The 15,119-nt window shown below is 65.1% G+C and carries 17 protein-coding genes; 7 read left to right on the top strand and 10 right to left on the bottom strand.

What is annotated here, in order from left to right:
• Positions 1 to 172: 172 nt before the first annotated feature.
• Both ACS5Q0_RS11510 and hrcA read right to left on the bottom strand, forming a co-directional pair.
• Positions 173 to 580, bottom strand: a complete 408-nt coding sequence (locus ACS5Q0_RS11510; RefSeq protein ID WP_473126769.1) for a hypothetical protein — start codon at positions 578 to 580, stop codon at positions 173 to 175.
• A 203-nt stretch (positions 581 to 783) separates the two neighbouring features.
• A complete protein-coding gene (gene hrcA / locus ACS5Q0_RS11505; RefSeq protein WP_473126768.1) occupies positions 784 to 1,875 on the bottom strand; it encodes a heat-inducible transcriptional repressor HrcA in 1,092 nt (363 codons plus the stop codon).
• A 146-nt stretch (positions 1,876 to 2,021) separates the two neighbouring features.
• On the opposite strand from hrcA, the gene rph reads away from it, so the two are divergent.
• Both rph and rdgB read left to right on the top strand, forming a co-directional pair.
• The gene (gene rph / locus ACS5Q0_RS11500) at positions 2,022 to 2,735 is read left to right on the top strand and encodes a ribonuclease PH (protein WP_473126767.1); all 714 of its coding nucleotides are present in this window, start codon (positions 2,022 to 2,024) and stop codon (positions 2,733 to 2,735) included.
• Positions 2,732 to 3,373 (top strand): RdgB/HAM1 family non-canonical purine NTP pyrophosphatase, encoded by a 642-nt coding sequence (gene rdgB / locus ACS5Q0_RS11495; protein WP_473126766.1) that lies wholly within the window; start codon positions 2,732 to 2,734, stop codon positions 3,371 to 3,373. Before rph ends, rdgB begins: the two co-directional genes overlap by 4 nt.
• A 179-nt stretch (positions 3,374 to 3,552) precedes the next feature.
• Here rdgB and ACS5Q0_RS11490 read toward each other — a convergent pair whose 3' ends face one another.
• Entirely contained in the window at positions 3,553 to 4,260 is a 708-nt protein-coding gene (locus ACS5Q0_RS11490; RefSeq protein WP_473126765.1) for a glutathione S-transferase family protein, read from the bottom strand.
• Between the two features lie 104 nt (positions 4,261 to 4,364).
• Here ACS5Q0_RS11490 and ACS5Q0_RS11485 point away from each other — a divergent pair, with 104 nt between their 5' ends.
• Positions 4,365 to 5,246, top strand: coding sequence for a LysR family transcriptional regulator (locus ACS5Q0_RS11485; protein ID WP_473126764.1), 882 nt, complete (start codon positions 4,365 to 4,367; stop codon positions 5,244 to 5,246).
• Positions 5,247 to 5,453: 207 nt separating this feature from the next.
• Here ACS5Q0_RS11485 and ACS5Q0_RS11480 read toward each other — a convergent pair whose 3' ends face one another.
• Together ACS5Q0_RS11480 and ACS5Q0_RS11475 are read right to left on the bottom strand one after the other, a co-directional pair.
• Positions 5,454 to 5,930 carry a DUF2852 domain-containing protein gene (locus tag ACS5Q0_RS11480; protein ID WP_473126763.1) on the bottom strand — a complete coding sequence of 159 codons (477 nt, stop codon included), beginning with the start codon at positions 5,928 to 5,930 and terminating at the stop codon, positions 5,454 to 5,456.
• Positions 5,931 to 6,069: 139 nt separating this feature from the next.
• The gene (locus ACS5Q0_RS11475; RefSeq protein WP_473126762.1) at positions 6,070 to 6,735 is read right to left on the bottom strand and encodes a TetR/AcrR family transcriptional regulator; all 666 of its coding nucleotides are present in this window, start codon (positions 6,733 to 6,735) and stop codon (positions 6,070 to 6,072) included.
• 208 nt (positions 6,736 to 6,943) lie between these two features.
• Between ACS5Q0_RS11475 and hemW the strand changes: the two genes are divergently transcribed.
• The gene (gene hemW / locus ACS5Q0_RS11470) at positions 6,944 to 8,104 is read left to right on the top strand and encodes a radical SAM family heme chaperone HemW (protein WP_473126761.1); all 1,161 of its coding nucleotides are present in this window, start codon (positions 6,944 to 6,946) and stop codon (positions 8,102 to 8,104) included.
• A 154-nt stretch (positions 8,105 to 8,258) separates the two neighbouring features.
• On the opposite strand, the gene gshB is transcribed toward hemW, so the two are convergent.
• On the bottom strand, positions 8,259 to 9,206 hold the full coding sequence (gene gshB, locus ACS5Q0_RS11465) for a glutathione synthase (protein ID WP_473126760.1): 948 nt from the start codon (positions 9,204 to 9,206) through the stop codon (positions 8,259 to 8,261).
• A 261-nt stretch (positions 9,207 to 9,467) separates the two neighbouring features.
• On the opposite strand from gshB, the gene ACS5Q0_RS11460 reads away from it, so the two are divergent.
• A complete protein-coding gene (locus ACS5Q0_RS11460) occupies positions 9,468 to 10,337 on the top strand; it encodes a lipid kinase (protein WP_473126759.1) in 870 nt (289 codons plus the stop codon).
• On the opposite strand, the gene ACS5Q0_RS11455 is transcribed toward ACS5Q0_RS11460, so the two are convergent.
• Positions 10,334 to 10,552: a YjiS-like domain-containing protein gene (locus ACS5Q0_RS11455; protein ID WP_473126758.1), complete on the bottom strand. Its 219-nt coding sequence runs from the start codon at positions 10,550 to 10,552 to the stop codon at positions 10,334 to 10,336. The genes ACS5Q0_RS11460 and ACS5Q0_RS11455 overlap by 4 nt on opposite strands.
• 103 nt (positions 10,553 to 10,655) lie before the next feature.
• On the opposite strand from ACS5Q0_RS11455, the gene ACS5Q0_RS11450 reads away from it, so the two are divergent.
• A complete protein-coding gene (locus ACS5Q0_RS11450; protein ID WP_473126757.1) occupies positions 10,656 to 11,528 on the top strand; it encodes a LysR family transcriptional regulator in 873 nt (290 codons plus the stop codon).
• A gap of 208 nt (positions 11,529 to 11,736) precedes the next feature.
• Here the strand turns inward: ACS5Q0_RS11450 and ACS5Q0_RS11445 are convergent, their stop codons facing one another.
• Positions 11,737 to 12,114, bottom strand: a complete 378-nt coding sequence (locus ACS5Q0_RS11445) for a YraN family protein (protein ID WP_473126756.1) — start codon at positions 12,112 to 12,114, stop codon at positions 11,737 to 11,739.
• Between the two features lie 89 nt (positions 12,115 to 12,203).
• The gene (gene rsmI, locus ACS5Q0_RS11440) at positions 12,204 to 13,142 is read right to left on the bottom strand and encodes a 16S rRNA (cytidine(1402)-2'-O)-methyltransferase (RefSeq protein WP_473126755.1); all 939 of its coding nucleotides are present in this window, start codon (positions 13,140 to 13,142) and stop codon (positions 12,204 to 12,206) included.
• A 137-nt stretch (positions 13,143 to 13,279) separates the two neighbouring features.
• Here rsmI and ACS5Q0_RS11435 point away from each other — a divergent pair, with 137 nt between their 5' ends.
• Complete coding sequence (locus ACS5Q0_RS11435) at positions 13,280 to 14,596, top strand: penicillin-binding protein activator (RefSeq protein WP_473126754.1); 1,317 nt, start codon at positions 13,280 to 13,282, stop codon at positions 14,594 to 14,596.
• 9 nt (positions 14,597 to 14,605) lie between these two features.
• Here ACS5Q0_RS11435 and ACS5Q0_RS11430 read toward each other — a convergent pair whose 3' ends face one another.
• Positions 14,606 to 15,115: an OsmC family protein gene (locus ACS5Q0_RS11430; RefSeq protein WP_473126753.1), complete on the bottom strand. Its 510-nt coding sequence runs from the start codon at positions 15,113 to 15,115 to the stop codon at positions 14,606 to 14,608.
• Positions 15,116 to 15,119: the final 4 nt, after the last annotated feature.

Below are 15,119 nucleotides of genomic sequence, written 5' to 3'. Positions count from 1 at the left end.
GAGGTCGTTTGTCAGCCGGGAGCCCCGTCGGCGATGGTGAGGGCCGCTTCTCCGCGCTGAATCCGGTCAGCTCGGCCGTTCGGGCGCTTCGCTCAGGAATTCCGCTCCTCTCCGAGAGAACCCAAAGCACGACAAGGCTCAGAGCAGGCTTGTCGTGCTTTGGAAAAGCCCTTTAGCGGGCGCACTCGACGGGAACGCGCTCGTTCGTGCCCTGGACGAGGACGGTGCGGCACGGAACGCCGTTGATGACTTGGATCTCATGTGGCGCGGCGTTCGGGAAGGCGGAAGCCGGAGTTCCGGAGACTGCAACGCCGCCAGCCGGAGGAGCCACGAGAATGCTGCCGGTCGAGCCCGGATCCATGCCGACCATGCCGGTCGGGGCGGCGCACTGCACCGGAACGCGATGGCCGCTCTCGCGGTCGAGGACGGTGCGGCACGGAACGCCGTTGATCGTCCGGATTTCATGCGGAGCAGCATTCGGGAAGGGCGACGTGGGCGTTCCGCTGACCTGAGCCTGCGCAAGGCCGATGGTTCCGAGCACCATGAGACCGGTGCTGGCGATAATCGAGAGCGTCTTCACAGAAACCTCCAGGGTTGATGGGAAAATTGGCCGCTTCCACGGTCCGGAGGTTTAACGCTTGGAGAGGAGATGGTTTCCTATTCGAGACGGGGGTGTGACGGTTCTATCCGGGCCGCAAGAACGAATTCTGCAGCGATGTCGTTTTCGAATGCCGAGCGGAGCTTTGTCCTGATGCTGCTGCAAAGAGGCTGCAGGCTCGACCGTCAGCGTCCCTGTTCAAGAATGCGTGAGATGACCTTGGCCGTGTAATCGACCATGGGGACGATGCGGGCATAGTTGAGCCGTGTCGGACCGATCACGCCGAGAACGCCGACGATCTTCTGGCTCGCGTCCCTGAAGGGAGCTGCAATCATCGAGGAGCCAGAGAGCGAGAAGAGCTTGTTCTCGGAGCCGATGAAGATGCGCACGCCTTCACCGCCTTCCGCGCGGCTGAGCAGGTCGATGACATCGGTCTGGGTTTCGAGATCGGAGAAGAGCAGGCGGATGCGCTCCAGATCTTCGACGGCTTTCAGGTCGTCGAGCAGGTTCGCCTGGCCGCGCACGATGAGCTGGCGCGATTCCACCGGACCGACCGTGGTCGCGAGCCCCGCCTCCACGAGCTTGGCGGTCAGAGCGTCCAGCTCGCGCTCCATGTCCGTGCGCCGCTCTTCGATCTCGAACTTCAGATCGCTCAAGGTCTTGCCGCGGATGCGGGCATTGAGAAAGTTGCCCGCCTCCACCAGCGCGCCCGCCGGCAAGCCGGCCGGCAGGTCGAGGAGGCGGTTCTCGACGGAGCCATCCTCCGATACCAGCACCACGAGGGCCCGGGTGGGATCGAGCCGTACGAATTCGATATGCTTGAGGCGCGCATTGGATTTCGACGTCACCACCACGCCCGCCCCGCGCGAGACGCCCGACAGGAGCGCCGAGGCCTCGGCGAGGGCGGTCTCCATGGTGTGCCCGCTTGCCGCCGCGCGCATCTGCGCCTCGATGCGGGTGCGCTCGTCGGCCGTCACGTCGCCGATCTCCAGCATGGCGTCCACGAAGAAGCGCAGGCCGATTTCCGTCGGGAGGCGCCCGGCGCTGGTGTGGGGCGCGAAGATCAGGCCCGCCGCCTCCAGATCCGCCATGACGTTGCGGATGGAGGCCGGGGAGAGCGTCATCGGGAGGATGCGGGAGAGATGGCGCGAGCCGACCGGCTCGCCGGTCACGAGATAGCTCTCGACGATCTGGCGGAAAATCTCGCGGGAGCGCTCGTTCAGCTCCGCGATGGCGCGGGCTTCGGACAGATTTGAGAAGGGACCGGTTGCGTGCATGTAAGAGGTTCTACCCGTTCACAATTCCACCCTGCAAGTCGGCATTATGTGCGGATGAACGATGCATTAGGCAAGGCTTGAGCTTGCCTAATGGGCCTCATGGCCTCAAACAGGCGTTCTGACCAAGGCTTATGGAGATAACGAACATGCGTCCGTCCAAGCGCGCCCCCGACGAACTGCGTCCCGTCACATTGGAGCGTAGCGTCGCGCGCTATGCGGAGGGTTCCTGTCTCGTGACCTTCGGCAATACCAAGGTGCTCTGCACCGCCTCGCTGGAAGAAAAGGGCCCGCCGTGGCTGCGGGGCACCGGCAGGGGCTGGGTGACGGCGGAATATTCCATGTTGCCACGCGCCACGCACGAGCGCACCAAGCGCGAAGTCAATTCCGGCAAGCCTTCCGGCCGTACCCAGGAGATCCAGCGCCTCATCGGCCGCTCGCTCCGCGCGGTCGTGAACCTGCCGGCCATCGGCGAGCGCCAGATCGTGCTCGATTGCGACGTGATCCAGGCCGATGGCGGGACCCGTACGGCCTCCATCACCGGAGCCTGGGTCGCCCTGCACGAATGCTTCACCTGGATGCAGAACCGCTCGATCATCTCCATCAACCCGCTGCGCGAGCCCGTCGCCGCCATTTCCTGCGGCATCTATCAGGGCCAGCCGGTGCTCGATCTCGATTACGCGGAGGATTCCGCTGCCGAGACTGATGCGAATTTCGTCATCACGGGCTCGGGCGGCATCGTCGAGGTGCAGGGCACGGCGGAGGGGAAACCCTTCTCTGAGGAGGAGTTCCTGAGCCTTCTGCGCCTTGCGAAGGCGGGCGTGGCGCAGCTCGTCGAGCTTCAGAAGAAGGCGGTGGCGTGATGCAGCACCGTCCTCTCACCGGCAAGGTCGTGGTCGCAACGCACAATGCGGGCAAGCTGCGTGAGATGCAGGAGCTGCTGGCGCCTTTCGGCATCGAGGCCGTCTCGGCGGGCGAGCTCGGCCTGCCGGTCCCCGACGAGACCGGCCATATGTTCGCGGAAAATGCCGCCATCAAGGCTCACGCGGCTGCGAAAGCCACGGGGCTGCCTGCCTTTTCCGACGATTCCGGCCTGTGCGTCCATGCCCTCGATGGCGCGCCGGGGCTGTTCACGGCGGACTGGGCCGGCCCGAACCGGGACTTTTCTGCGGCTATGGCGCGGGTGCAACGCGAGATGGAAAAGCGTGAGGCCACCGACACCCGGGCGCATTTCGTCTCCGCCCTCGTGATCGCCTGGCCCGATGGGCACGAGGAGCTCTTCGAGGGCCGGGTGTTCGGAAATGTCGTCTGGCCGCCGCGCGGCGAGAAGGGGTTCGGCTACGATCCGATGTTCCAGCCGGACGGGTTCACCCAGACCTTCGGCGAGCTGTCGTCGGACGAGAAACACGGCATCGACTGGTCGAAGCCGGAGCCGGAAGGGCTGTCGCACCGGGCGCGGGCCTTCCTGAAGCTCGCGGCGGGGTGTCTGAAGAGGGCGTGATCCTCCCATGTCGTCACCGGTCTTGTGCCGGTGACGACATGGTTCGGGATACTGCGCCTGCCCAAGCGGGATATCGTCAGACGGCACCCAACGGATCTTCAGCGGGTGCGTTCGACGGATGGGGTTCACCTCATGCCGAAAACCCGCCTCATAGCGTGAGGCGGGATTTCCGTGCTGGATCAGGCAGCGAGCGCCTGCTGACGTAGAATATCGTCCAATGTGACCTCGCCCACGAATCCGCCACCGCTGACAGCGGTCTCGCCGCGCTCGATCGCATGCGCGAAACGGACGGCCGGATCAGCCGCCAGCTTCTCGAACAGCCGCTGCAAGCCGGGATAAGCGCGGCGATCGACAACGTCGTGATACTTGGTCCAACGCGCGATGCCGATGAAGTAAGCATCGGCCAACGTGCGCCGATCTCCCAGCAGCCACTCCTTGTCTCCGAGCATCCGTTCCAGATCGGCATGAGCCTTGGCCACCTTCGCCGCTCCGTAGGCCTTGAGGGCGTCCTTGTCGGTTCCTTCAATCCCATGCTCAAGGGCGTACCAGAGCGGGCCGAAGGCGGCGAAGAAGCTCGTGTTGAGGAATGCCAGGACCTGGTTGAGCCGATCGAACCCCGGCGTGCCTTGGGCAAAGGACAGTCCCTTGCCGATCCCCCGCGCACCGAGATGGTGGAGGATCGCCATGCTCTCACTGATCCGCTCGCCCGTAGCGGTCACCAGAGTCGGGGTCTCGCCGACAGGATTGATCTGACGATAGGCTTCGCTTTGCACCTCCGCCGGCATCTCGATGCGGCAGAGCCGATACGGCTCCCCGAGCCATTCGAGGGCGACGATCGAGCCGAGCGAGCATCCCGACGGGATGCCGTACATGAGGGTCTGAACCATGGGTGTCTCCTTGTGTCTGTGACGACATCAAGATGACGCTATGGACTTTCAGGCTGTAGCAGCTAATTTGGAAACTCAAAGTCCACAAGCGTGAACGATGGCGCATGAGGTTCAACCTCAACGATCTGCATATCTTCGCCCAGGCAGTGAACAGCGGGGGCTTCGCGGCTGCGGCGCGTCACCTGGGCGTTCCCAAGTCGACGATCAGCAAGCGCGTTGCCGAGCTCGAGGCGGATCTCGGCGTCCGTCTCATCCATCGGACCTCGCGCAGCTTCGTGCTGACCGACGTCGGGAAGGATTTCTATGACCATGCTCGGGCGGCCGTCATCGAGGCGGAGGCCGCGGAAAGCGTGGTGCAGCGACGGCAGGCGGAGCCGCAGGGCACGGTCAGGATCACCGCCTCCGTGCCGGTGGCGCAGTTCCATCTCGCCGACCGCCTGCCGGCTCTCGCCCGCGCCTATCCCAAGCTGGACCTGCAACTCCACGTCACCGACCGCTTCGTCGACCTGATCCGCGAGGGCTTCGACATTGCGATCCGGAGCCATTTTGCGCCGTTGCCAGATTCCGATCTCATGCAGCGCCGGATGAAGATCGAGCAGATCACGCTGGTCGCCTCGCCGGATTATCTGGCGCGGCGGGGCACGCCTGGGCGTCCGGAGGACCTCGTCGGGCATGATGGGCTGCTGACGGGTCCCGCGTCGAGGACATGGCACCTGAAGGACACCGGCGGTCTGGAGGTTCAGGTCACCCCGATGGCGCGGCTGGTTGCCGATGAGTCCTCGGTGCTGTTGCGGTCGGCGGCTGCGGGGCTTGGCATCGCTTGCCTTCCTGAGACCATGACAGGGGCATTGGTCGGAACCGGGGAACTGGCAACGGTGCTACCGGACTGGACCGCAGGGAGCGTGACCTCCACGATTCTGACGCCGCATCGGCGCGGCCAACTCCCGGCCGTCAGGGCAGTCATCGACTTCTTGGCAGGCGGCTAACGGCGGTCGCGGATGCCTCCGGCGAGCATCGCTGCGGTGGGAGGCGGGTGCGCGTCATGGGCATGACGTGGAGAGCGCCGTCCTGACGATCCTTGAGGACATCAGACGGGTTCGATCCGAATTGGTGGCTTTTGCTGTCGAAAGCCGATGTAAGGTGGCTTCCAAAACGAAGAAGCGCCCCGCAGGGCGCTTCTCTTATTCCAAGACTTAAACGTTCGTCGGGCCGTTGCCGCGGCGCTTGGCCATGAAGGCGTCGAACTCCTCGCGGTCCTTGGCGCGCTTCAGCTCTTCCACGAAGTCGCGGAAAGCGCGGGCCTCCTCGTCGAGCTTGCGGCGCTCTTCCTCAAGGCGCTCCAGCTCGCTGCGGCGGTAATCGTCGAAGGCCGCATTGCCCGAGCTGGCATAGCCGAAGCCGCCCGTGGGGCCGCGCGAGCCGAAGAAGTCGTCCTTGGCCCGGCCGACGGTGTCACGGAAGAAGGCCTTCGCCTCGTCGTATTTCGGATATCCACACATTTTCCACACCAGATAGGCCAGCGCGAGCGGCCAGAACCAAATGAAGCCCAAGACGATCCCGGCGATCTCCAGACCGCGTCGGGGGGAGCGCCCGCAGCGACGGTGAGCGCCGGCATTCCAAGGTCCCGCATGCGGGCCCTGATTCCAGGCGGTTGAAGAAGAGTCAGACATCGGTGGGTCTCGCTATGTTAATGCTAACAACATTAACATGCGGATCGATTTTGGCGCTTTCAAGAGAGGTTCTCACGAATTTTTCGTGGAGGCTCGGAGCGGGGCAGGGTTCGGCTCTCGTCGTAAGATCCGGAGGGGCTCAGCCGGACGGCGTCTCCCGCTTGTCCTTCAGGGCGCCATGGACGAGGGCCAGCACGCCGGCCCGGAGAAGCTCGTACTTGTCCGGCAGGTTCGGGCCCTTCGGCAGCTGGCCGGCGGCGTCGAGCGTGGCGATGCCATGGGAAAGAGCCCAGACCTCGAGAGCGATGAAGCGAACGTCGACGTTCTGGAAGCCTTCCGGATAGGTCTTCATGAGGCCTTCGACCAGGTAGTCGAAGGCGCCATTGTTGCCCTTTGAGCTGTCCCCGGCGCCCTTGCTCCAGGGGCCGCAGCCTTCTCCCTCAACAGGCTTGGCCGAGAACATCGCGGCATAGAAGCCCGGCTCCTGCTCGGCGAAGGCCAGATAGGCCTCTCCCATGCGGGTGAAACGCTCCCGGGGCGTGCCCTCGCTTTGCAGGGCTTTTCCAAGCCGCTTGGCGAGTTCGTCGAAGCCCCGGAAGGCCACCTCCGCGACCAGGGCCTCACGCCCGCGGAAATGGCGATAGAGGGCGGCCGGAGTGACGCCGACGAGCTTGGCGGCATCCGCCAGGGTGAAGCCGCCGAGGCCGCGCTCCGCGATGAAGCGCTGCGCCGCCTCGATCAGCGCCTCCTTGAGATTGCCGTGGTGATAACCCTGCCGGTCGAACGGGCCGCGCCAGTGCCGCATGATGGGTCCTTTTTGAACTCGACGTCCGCCGATCTTAGGCTCCGGCCACGGGGGAGGCTAGGGCAGAGGACGCATGAGGGGTGAACAAACGCCGTCGCAAGAGGTTCAGAAATGTTCGCGGGGCCTTACCCCTGTGCCCGAAAGGCGGCAAGCAGCGCGTGACAACGCCGCCCGTGACGGGAGAGGCAAGACCTGCCATATACGCCCCATGATCGATCATCCGACGCGCGATGTTGGCTTTGGCGTTTACGTCCATTGGCCCTTCTGCGCCTCCAAATGCCCTTACTGCGATTTCAACAGCCATGTCCGCCACAAGCCGGTGGATCAGGAGCGGTTTCTTTCGGCCTTCAGGCGCGAGATCGCGCATACGGCGGCGCGCATTCCCGGGCGCACGGTCACCAGCATCTTCTTCGGCGGCGGCACGCCTTCGCTCATGAAGCCGGAGACGGTCGGGGCGATCCTCGATGCCATCGGCGGGGCGTGGGCCATTGATTCCAAGGCAGAGGTGACACTGGAGGCGAACCCCACCAGCGTCGAGGCGGAGCGCTTCCGCGGCTACCGCCACGCCGGGATCAACCGCGTCTCCCTGGGCGTGCAGGCGCTCAACGATCCCGACCTGCGGCGCCTCGGGAGGATGCATTCCGTGGAGGAGGCCCTGGCCGCCGTGAAGATCGCGGCCTCCATCTTCGAGCGCTATTCCTTCGATCTGATCTACGCCCGTCCCGGACATACGCCCGAGGCGTGGGCGGCGGAGCTGGAGCAGGCCATCGGCTACGCCGTGGAGCATCTCTCGCTCTACCAGCTCACCATCGAGCCCGGCACCTGGTTCCAGCGGCTCTACGATGCCGGCAAGATCACGGTGCCCGACGAGGAAACCGGCCGCGCGCTCTACGACATCACGCAGGAAACCTGCGAGAAGCATGGGCTTCCGGCCTACGAGATCTCGAACCACGCCAGGCCCGGCGCGGAATCCCGGCACAATCTGCTCTATTGGCGCTACGGCGAATACGCGGGCATCGGACCCGGCGCTCACGGACGGCTCGTCACGGGCAATGCGAGGCTCGCCACCTCTACCGAGAAGCACCCGGAAACATGGCTCGATCATGTGGAGCGCGATGGTCACGGGGTGATCGAAGAGGAAGTTCTGACCTCCGAATCCGAAGGCGACGAGTTCCTCCTCATGGGCCTTCGCCTGAAGGAGGGCATTGATCCGCGCCGCTACGAGGCCTTCACGGGAAAGCCGCTGAATCAGCGCGGCCTGCGGATCCTGGAGGAAGAAGGCCTCGTCCGCACGGATGGCACGCGTCTCGCGGTCACGGAAAAAGGCTTTCCGGTGCTCAATGCGGTGATTGCGGAACTCGCAGCTTGAACAACGCCTTCCCGTCATGCCCGGCCTTGTGCCGGGTATCCATGTCTTGATGGCTCAGCGGCTCCCAAGACGTAGATGCCCGCGACGAGCGCGGGCATGACGAAGGGAGTTCAGGTCTTTTGAGACAAACGACGCTTTGTCCAGAATCGCATTCCTAAACGCGCTTCACCTTGCTCTCGATGGCGTCCCACACAGTCGCCGCGAGATCCGGCCCGCCGAGGCGCTTGATGGCGCGGATGCCCGTCGGGGCCGTCACGTTGATCTCGGTGAGGTTCCCGTCGATCACGTCGATGCCGACGAGAATGAGGCCCATGCGCTTCAGATCGGGCCCGATCGTCTCGCAGATTTCACGCTCGCGCGGCGTGAGATCCGTGGGCTTCGCTGCGCCGCCGCGCACCATGTTCGAGCGGATGTCGTTGGCCGCCGGAACACGGTTGATCGCTCCGGCCGCCTCGCCATCGATGAGGATGATCCGCTTGTCGCCTTCCGTGATCTTCGGCAGGAAGCGCTGGGTCACCCAGGGCTCGCGGAACAGATTGGAGAAGAGATCGTAGAGCGAGCCGAAATTCGGATCCTCGCGCCCGACCTTGAACACGCTCGCGCCGCCATGGCCATAGAGCGGCTTCATCACCACGTCGCCGTGCTCGCGGCGGAACTCTTCGATCTCCGCCTTGTCGCGGGAGATCAGCGTCGGCGGCATGAGGTGCGGAAACTGGGTGACGAAGATCTTTTCCGGCGCGTTGCGCACGTGGGACGGATCGTTGACCACCAGGGTCTTCGGATGGATGCGCTCCAGGAAGTGCGTGGCGGTGATGTAGGCGAGATCGAACGGCGGATCCTGGCGCATGAGCACCACGTCCACCTCCGAGAGGTCGACGCGTTCCTGCGCGCCGAGGGTGAAGTGGTTGCCCTCCTCGTCGCGCACCGTGATCGGATCCGCGATGGCGATTACCCTGCCGTCGCGGAGCGACAGGCGGTCGGGGGTGTAGTGCAGGATCTGGTGGCCTCGCCGTTGCGCCTCGAGCAGCAGCGCAAAGCCCGTGTCGCCCGCGATCTTGATGCTGTTGATGTGATCCATCTGGATCGCAACGGTGAGGGTCATCGGTCAGGCCTCCTGGAGCATTTCCCTGGCGAAAGGATTTTGGTTCGCGTTCGAAAATGCGGCGCTGCAAGGAACGGAGCCGATCTCACGGCGTGTGAGATCGGCTCCGGCTGAGCGGATTTATTGGACTGTTTCTCGAGGAAGGCAACTCTTGTGAGCGCCGGAATGAACGAAAAAGGTGGAGGAGGGTTGTCGAATAGCCGCGCTTCGGGCCTCTCCGGAACCTTGCGGATAAGCCCCAGCTTCCACATCTGATAGGTCATGTCACGCCGCGCCCTTCTCATCATCAATGCCAAAAGCCGCAGCGGAGAAGCCCAGGCGCAGGCAGCCGTCGCCGCTCTTGAGTCCCACGGAATCGAGCCCATTCATGTGGAATGCAGCCGGCGGGAGGATCTGTCCCCTCTCATCGTGAAGCATCGTGACGATGTGGAATGCGCCGTCGTCGGCGGAGGGGACGGAACCTTGAACGCGGCGGCCCTCGGCGTGATCGAGGCCGGGCTGCCGCTCGGGATCCTGCCTCTCGGCACGGCCAACGATCTGGCGCGGACGCTCGGCATCCCCTTCGATCTCGACGGCGCGGCACAGGTCATCGCGGATGGGCGCATGCGCCGTATCGATCTCGGCCTCGTGAACGGCGAGCCCTTCTTCAACGTGGCGAGCATCGGCCTCTCGGCGGAGCTGGCGCAGAAGCTGACGCGGGACATCAAGCGGCGCTTCGGCCGGCTCGGCTATGCGCTCGTCGCCATGAAGGTTCTGGCGCAGGCCAAGCCCTTCCGCGCGACGATCACGAGCGAAGCCGAGTCCGTCCGCGTGCGAACGCTGCAGATCGCGGTCGGAAACGGGCGCTTCTACGGTGGCGGGAACGCCGTCGAAAAGGATGCCGCCATCGACGACCAGCATCTCGATCTCTACAGCCTGGAATTCGAGCGCGCCTGGAAGCTCGCCTTCATGGCGCGCTCCTTCCGTTATGGCGAGCATGGCGCCTGGAGCGAGGTGCGGGCGATTCGGGCGAGAGAATTCGACATCCGCACGAGGAGGCCGAGGCCCATTAATGCGGATGGCGAGATCGTAACCGAGACGCCCGCACATTTCTCTATCCGGCCCAGTGCCGTAACGGTGTTCGCGCCTTAGCAATCGCGCCCGCGACGGATGGCGCCCTCGATGGCGCCGTGGCTGGGACCGAGGCCGATGTCCTGGAGGATCGCATCGTCCAGGGCGTTCACCTCCCGCAGGGCGCGCCGGATGCGGATCTCGCGCATGACGGCCGAGAAGAAGCCCCTGAGGCCGGAAGCGCGGGCCGCGGAGGTTTCATAGCTTTCGGTGCAGGTGTTCGAGAAGTTCGACATGGCGCTCTCCTTGAGTTGATGGGGAGAGTATGAGGCTGCCCCTTGCATAAGGGAAACGAATGTTCATTATATCGAGAATAATGACCCATTATGGATTCTGCTCATGCCTCGCAATCTCGATGTCAGCCTTCTCAGGGCCTTCGTGGCGGTGGTGGATACCGGCGGCATGACAGCGGCTTCGGGCGTTCTCAACCTGACCCAGGCGGCGGTGAGCCAGCAGGTCAAGCGGCTCGAGGAGGCCTTGGGGGAGGAGCTGATCACCCGTGACAGGCGGGGGATGACCCTGACGCGCGCGGGCGAGCGGCTGTTCGGACGCGCCAAGCGCCTGCTCGCCATGAACGACGAGATCTGGACCGAGATGACGACGCCCGAGTTCGAGGGCGAGATCCGCCTCGGCATTCCCAGCGACATCATCACGACCTACCTGCCCACCTTCCTGAAGAATTTCGCGCGCAGCTACCCCCGCGTGCAGATCACGCTCCAAAGCGGTTCGAGCGCAGAGCTTCGCGGGAGGCTCGGCGCCGGAAAGGTCGACGTGGTGATGGCGACCGAACTCGCGTGCGACGCGGATGGCGAAAACCTCGTGATGGACCGACTCGTCTGGGTCGGCGCACGCGGCGGGGAGGCAGCTTGGAAGCGACCCTTGCCGGTCTCCATCGGCTGCTCCGATTGCGCCTTCCGCGCACCTGTCCGCGAGGCTTTGCAGAAGGCCGGCATCGAGTGGCGCTCGGTGTTCGATTCCACCAATACATCGGCGCAGGTGGCGACTGTTGCGGCCGATACCGCCGTGATGGCCTGGATGGCGTCCACCGTGCCCGGCAATCTGGAGGTGATCGGCCCCGAGACGGGCCTGCCGCTGCTTCCACCCTTCATGGTCAATCTCTACCTGCCGAAAGGCGGCGGCAACCACATCGTGCAGGAAATGGCGCGCACGATCCGCAACGCCGTGAGGGACCCAAGAAAGATCGCGGCCTAGAGCATCGGACCCAAAAGTGGATTTGCACTTTTGGGATCGATCCGATGCTCCCTTCTTGGATGAGAGCATCGCGGCCCGCTGGGTCCGCACGATGCGCTAGGGAACGCACCAATTCGTCATGGCCGCACCTGTTGCGGCCATCCACGTCTTTGGCGAGTCAAGGCGTGGATGCCCGGGACAAGCCCGGGCATGACGGCGAAGGCTCCATTTAGGATATCTCCAGCTCGAATGCCGACACGATGTGCCGTGGCCATCGTCGCGGCGCGATGAACACCGCATCGGCGCGCCATGTCTTCCCTTGCGCATGAGGATGCCGCGCGAGCCATGCCCGCGCGGCGCGGGAAAAGCGCTGGCGCTTGGTGGCGGTAATGGCGGAAAGCGCATCGTCCATCGATCCACGCGCCTTCACCTCGACGAAGGCGACGGTGTCGCCGCGCGCCACGATGAGATCGATCTCACCGCCTGCGGCGGCATAGCGGCGGGCGAGCGGACGGTAGCCCTTGGCCAGCAGGAACAGCAGCGCGATCCATTCGGCATGATGGCCACGCAGGAACGTGGCGCGCCGCCGTTGGAGCGCTGATTCCATTGGCCTGGAATCAGCGCTCATTTTTGGTGTGCCGCATTTTCTGGCGGCGAACCGGAGCCACTTCGCCGGAAAATGCTTTGGCGCCGTCTTCATGCATCCCTTTTCGCGAGTTCGAGGGCGCGGGCATAGACCTCGCGCTTCGGCAGGCCAAGATCGGCGGCGACGAGCGCGGCCGCGTCCTTGATGGAATGGTTCTTGAGTGCCGCTTCGAGCTTGCCGTCGAGCGCTGCGTCGGCCTCGGCGGCGTGCATTTCCTTCGTCGCCTCGCCGATCAGCACCACGATCTCGCCCTTCGGCGGGCCTTCCTCCGCGAATTGCGCCGCGAGTTCCGGCAGGGTGCCGCGCCGGATCGTTTCGAACATCTTGGTCAGTTCGCGCGCGACCACGGCCTGCCGCTCGCCGAGAACCGCCGCGGCATCCGCCAGCATCTCGGGCAGGCGGTGCGGACCTTCGAAGAGCATGAGCGTTCCGGGGATCGCGGCGAGCTCGGTCAGACGCGCGCGCCGCGCCGCGCTCTTGGGCGGCAGGAAGCCTTCGAAGAAAAAGCGATCGGTCGGCAACCCGGAGGCCACCAGAGCGGTGAGCACGGCCGAGGGGCCGGGAATGGGGGTGACCGGCAGGCCTTCCTCGATCGCCGCCTGCACCAGCTTGTAGCCGGGGTCCGAGACGAGCGGGGTGCCCGCATCGGAGACGAGCGCCAGGGCCTGTCCTTCGCGGATGCGGTGAACCATGCGGTCGCGCACCGCGTCGTTGGAATGCTCGTGATAGGCCACCAGCGGCGTGGTGATGCCGTAATGGGCGAGCAGCGTCTTCGTCACGCGCGTGTCCTCGGCGAGGATCGCATCCGCGGCGGCCAGCACGTTCAGGGCGCGGAAGGATACGTCCTGCAGGTTGCCGATGGGGGTTGCGACCACGTAGAGGCCGGGCGTCAGGGGCTTGGCCTCGGCGGCGAGGCCGAAGGCGGTGAAGGTGGCGGTCCGTTCGCCCGGCTCGCGCCGTCTGGTCCGGTTGTCGATTCTCTGTGTCATTGCCGCTCACTCTCGCATAAACGCCCCGCTTGGCGAAAGCGGTCCCGTTCTCTCCACAAGCCCCCGTGGAAACAATGTTTACTATTTGAGGCCAAGATCGACGCTGGTCCGATGACTGTTTCCATAAGGGGGCGGAGATGGCGTCGCTTTTCAAGGATTGGGAGACGGGCCCTGTCGAACGGGCCCCGTTGACCGTGCTGCTGGCCGTCGCACTGGCCCTTTCGGGATGCGTCGGGGCGACCCGGCAGACGCAGAAGCCGAGCCGGCCCGCGCAGAAAGCCGCGTCGTCTCAGCCCGTCTACAATGCCGATCCGTCTCCGGAAGGCCCAGCTGCCGGTCAGGTGCAGACCGCCCCGATGCAGGAGTATCCTGGCGGGCCCACGTATGCGCCCATGGGCAGCGCAACCATCGGCAACGGCCCTGTGAAAGTCGCGCTGCTCCTGCCGCTGTCCGGCTCCCCGCAGGGTGCCGCCGTGGCGCAGAGCATGCGTAACGCCGCCGAGCTGGCCATCGGTGAATTCCAGGGCTCGGACCTCACCCTTCTCGTCAAGGACGATCGCGGCACGCCGGAAGGCGCGCGGGAGGCGGCCAATCAGGCTCTCGCGGAAGGAGCCCAGCTCATCCTGGGGCCGCTTTTCGCCGGTTCCGTTCAGGCGGCGGGGCAGGTGGCGCGACAGGCCGGAAAACCGCTCATCGGTTTCTCCTCCGACAGGGCGGCCGGAACACGGGGCGTCTATCTCCTGAGCTTCATGGTGCAATCGGAGGTCGACCGCATCATCGCCTATGCCGTCTCGCAGAACCGCCGCTCGCTCGCGGCTCTGATCCCGAATACGGCCTATGGCTCCGTGGCGGAGGCGCAGCTGCGGGAGGCGGCAGCCGAGAACGGCATGCGTGTCGTCGCCATCGAGCGCTACCCCGCCGGACAGCCGCATGATGCCGTGCAGCGCCTGGGCTCCGTCATCGGCGGAATGTCGCCTCGGGTGGACGCGCTCTTCGTTCCCGACAACGGCGACGGATTGCCCGCCGTCGCGCAGGCTCTGCAAACGGTTCGCTTCAACGGGCAGCAGGTCAAGCTCCTCGGCACCGGCGTGTGGGACGAGGCGCGCGTCTTCGGATTGCCCGCGCTCCAGGGCGGCTGGTTCGCGGCTCCGGACAAGCGCGGCTTCATGGATTTCGCCACGCGCTACCGGGTGCGCTTCAACAGCGATCCGGTTCGCCTCGCGTCGCTGTCCTACGATGCGGTGACGCTGGCGGCTGCGCTTGCCCGCATCCAGGGGCCGCAGGCCTTCAACGACAGCGTGCTCACGAACGGAGCGGGCTTTGCCGGAGCCGACGGGGTGTTCCGCTTCAATCCTAACGGCACCAACGACCGTGCCCTGACCGTTCAGGAAATTCGAGGCGGCGCGGCTGCCGTTCTCAGCACCGCGCCGCGTACTCTGATGGCGAACAACTGACCGCAAATCCTACTTGCGCGTCAGCGTCGCGCTCAGGTTCGGCTTGTTGTTGAGAGTCTGGAACACCACGCAATAGCGCTCCGTCAGCTTGAGCAGCTGATCGATCTTCTCCTGCGGCGCATCCGTGTCGATCTCGAAGGAGAGGCGGATATCCCTAAAGCCGACCGGGGCGGTCTTGTCGACGCCGAGCGTGCCGCGGAAATCGAGGTCGCCCTCGGCCTTCACGGTGCCATCGCGAAGATCGATCTCGAGGGCGGTCGCCACCGCCTTCAGCGTGACGCCGGCGCAGGCGACGAGCGCTTCGAGCAGCATGTCGCCGGAGCACAGTTCCGCGCCCGAGCCGCCGGTGGCCGGATGCAGGCCCGCCACGGCGAGGGCACGGCCGGTCTCGACCTTGCAGGCGATGTGCTGGTCGTCCAGCGTGCCCTGTGCTTTCAGCGTGATGACGGCGGAGTCCGGATCGCTGCGATACTGGTCTTTCAAGGGCGCCTGGAGGGCGCGCAATTCGGTCGAGTCCATGATG

It is taken from the genome of Microvirga sp. HS2 (assembly GCF_055792805.1).
The sequence above is the reverse complement of the archived record's forward strand: the minus strand, read 5'-3'. Positions and strand labels throughout refer to the sequence as shown.

Excerpts from the sequence above, each read along its gene's own strand:
- hrcA (WP_473126768.1), bottom strand. The coding sequence starts at position 1,875 with ATGCACGCAACCGGTCCCTTCTCAAATCTGTCCGAAGCCCGCGCCATC.
- rph (WP_473126767.1), top strand. The coding sequence starts at position 2,022 with ATGCGTCCGTCCAAGCGCGCCCCCGACGAACTGCGTCCCGTCACATTG.
- ACS5Q0_RS11490 (WP_473126765.1), bottom strand. The coding sequence starts at position 4,260 with ATGGTTCAGACCCTCATGTACGGCATCCCGTCGGGATGCTCGCTCGGC.
- ACS5Q0_RS11485 (WP_473126764.1), top strand. The coding sequence starts at position 4,365 with ATGAGGTTCAACCTCAACGATCTGCATATCTTCGCCCAGGCAGTGAAC.
- ACS5Q0_RS11480 (WP_473126763.1), bottom strand. The coding sequence starts at position 5,930 with ATGTCTGACTCTTCTTCAACCGCCTGGAATCAGGGCCCGCATGCGGGA.
- ACS5Q0_RS11475 (WP_473126762.1), bottom strand. The coding sequence starts at position 6,735 with ATGCGGCACTGGCGCGGCCCGTTCGACCGGCAGGGTTATCACCACGGC.
- hemW (WP_473126761.1), top strand. The coding sequence starts at position 6,944 with ATGATCGATCATCCGACGCGCGATGTTGGCTTTGGCGTTTACGTCCAT.
- gshB (WP_473126760.1), bottom strand. The coding sequence starts at position 9,206 with ATGACCCTCACCGTTGCGATCCAGATGGATCACATCAACAGCATCAAG.
- ACS5Q0_RS11460 (WP_473126759.1), top strand. The coding sequence starts at position 9,468 with ATGTCACGCCGCGCCCTTCTCATCATCAATGCCAAAAGCCGCAGCGGA.
- ACS5Q0_RS11455 (WP_473126758.1), bottom strand. The coding sequence starts at position 10,552 with ATGTCGAACTTCTCGAACACCTGCACCGAAAGCTATGAAACCTCCGCG.
- ACS5Q0_RS11450 (WP_473126757.1), top strand. The coding sequence starts at position 10,656 with ATGCCTCGCAATCTCGATGTCAGCCTTCTCAGGGCCTTCGTGGCGGTG.
- ACS5Q0_RS11445 (WP_473126756.1), bottom strand. The coding sequence starts at position 12,114 with ATGGAATCAGCGCTCCAACGGCGGCGCGCCACGTTCCTGCGTGGCCAT.
- rsmI (WP_473126755.1), bottom strand. The coding sequence starts at position 13,142 with ATGACACAGAGAATCGACAACCGGACCAGACGGCGCGAGCCGGGCGAA.
- ACS5Q0_RS11435 (WP_473126754.1), top strand. The coding sequence starts at position 13,280 with ATGGCGTCGCTTTTCAAGGATTGGGAGACGGGCCCTGTCGAACGGGCC.
- ACS5Q0_RS11430 (WP_473126753.1), bottom strand. The coding sequence starts at position 15,115 with ATGGACTCGACCGAATTGCGCGCCCTCCAGGCGCCCTTGAAAGACCAG.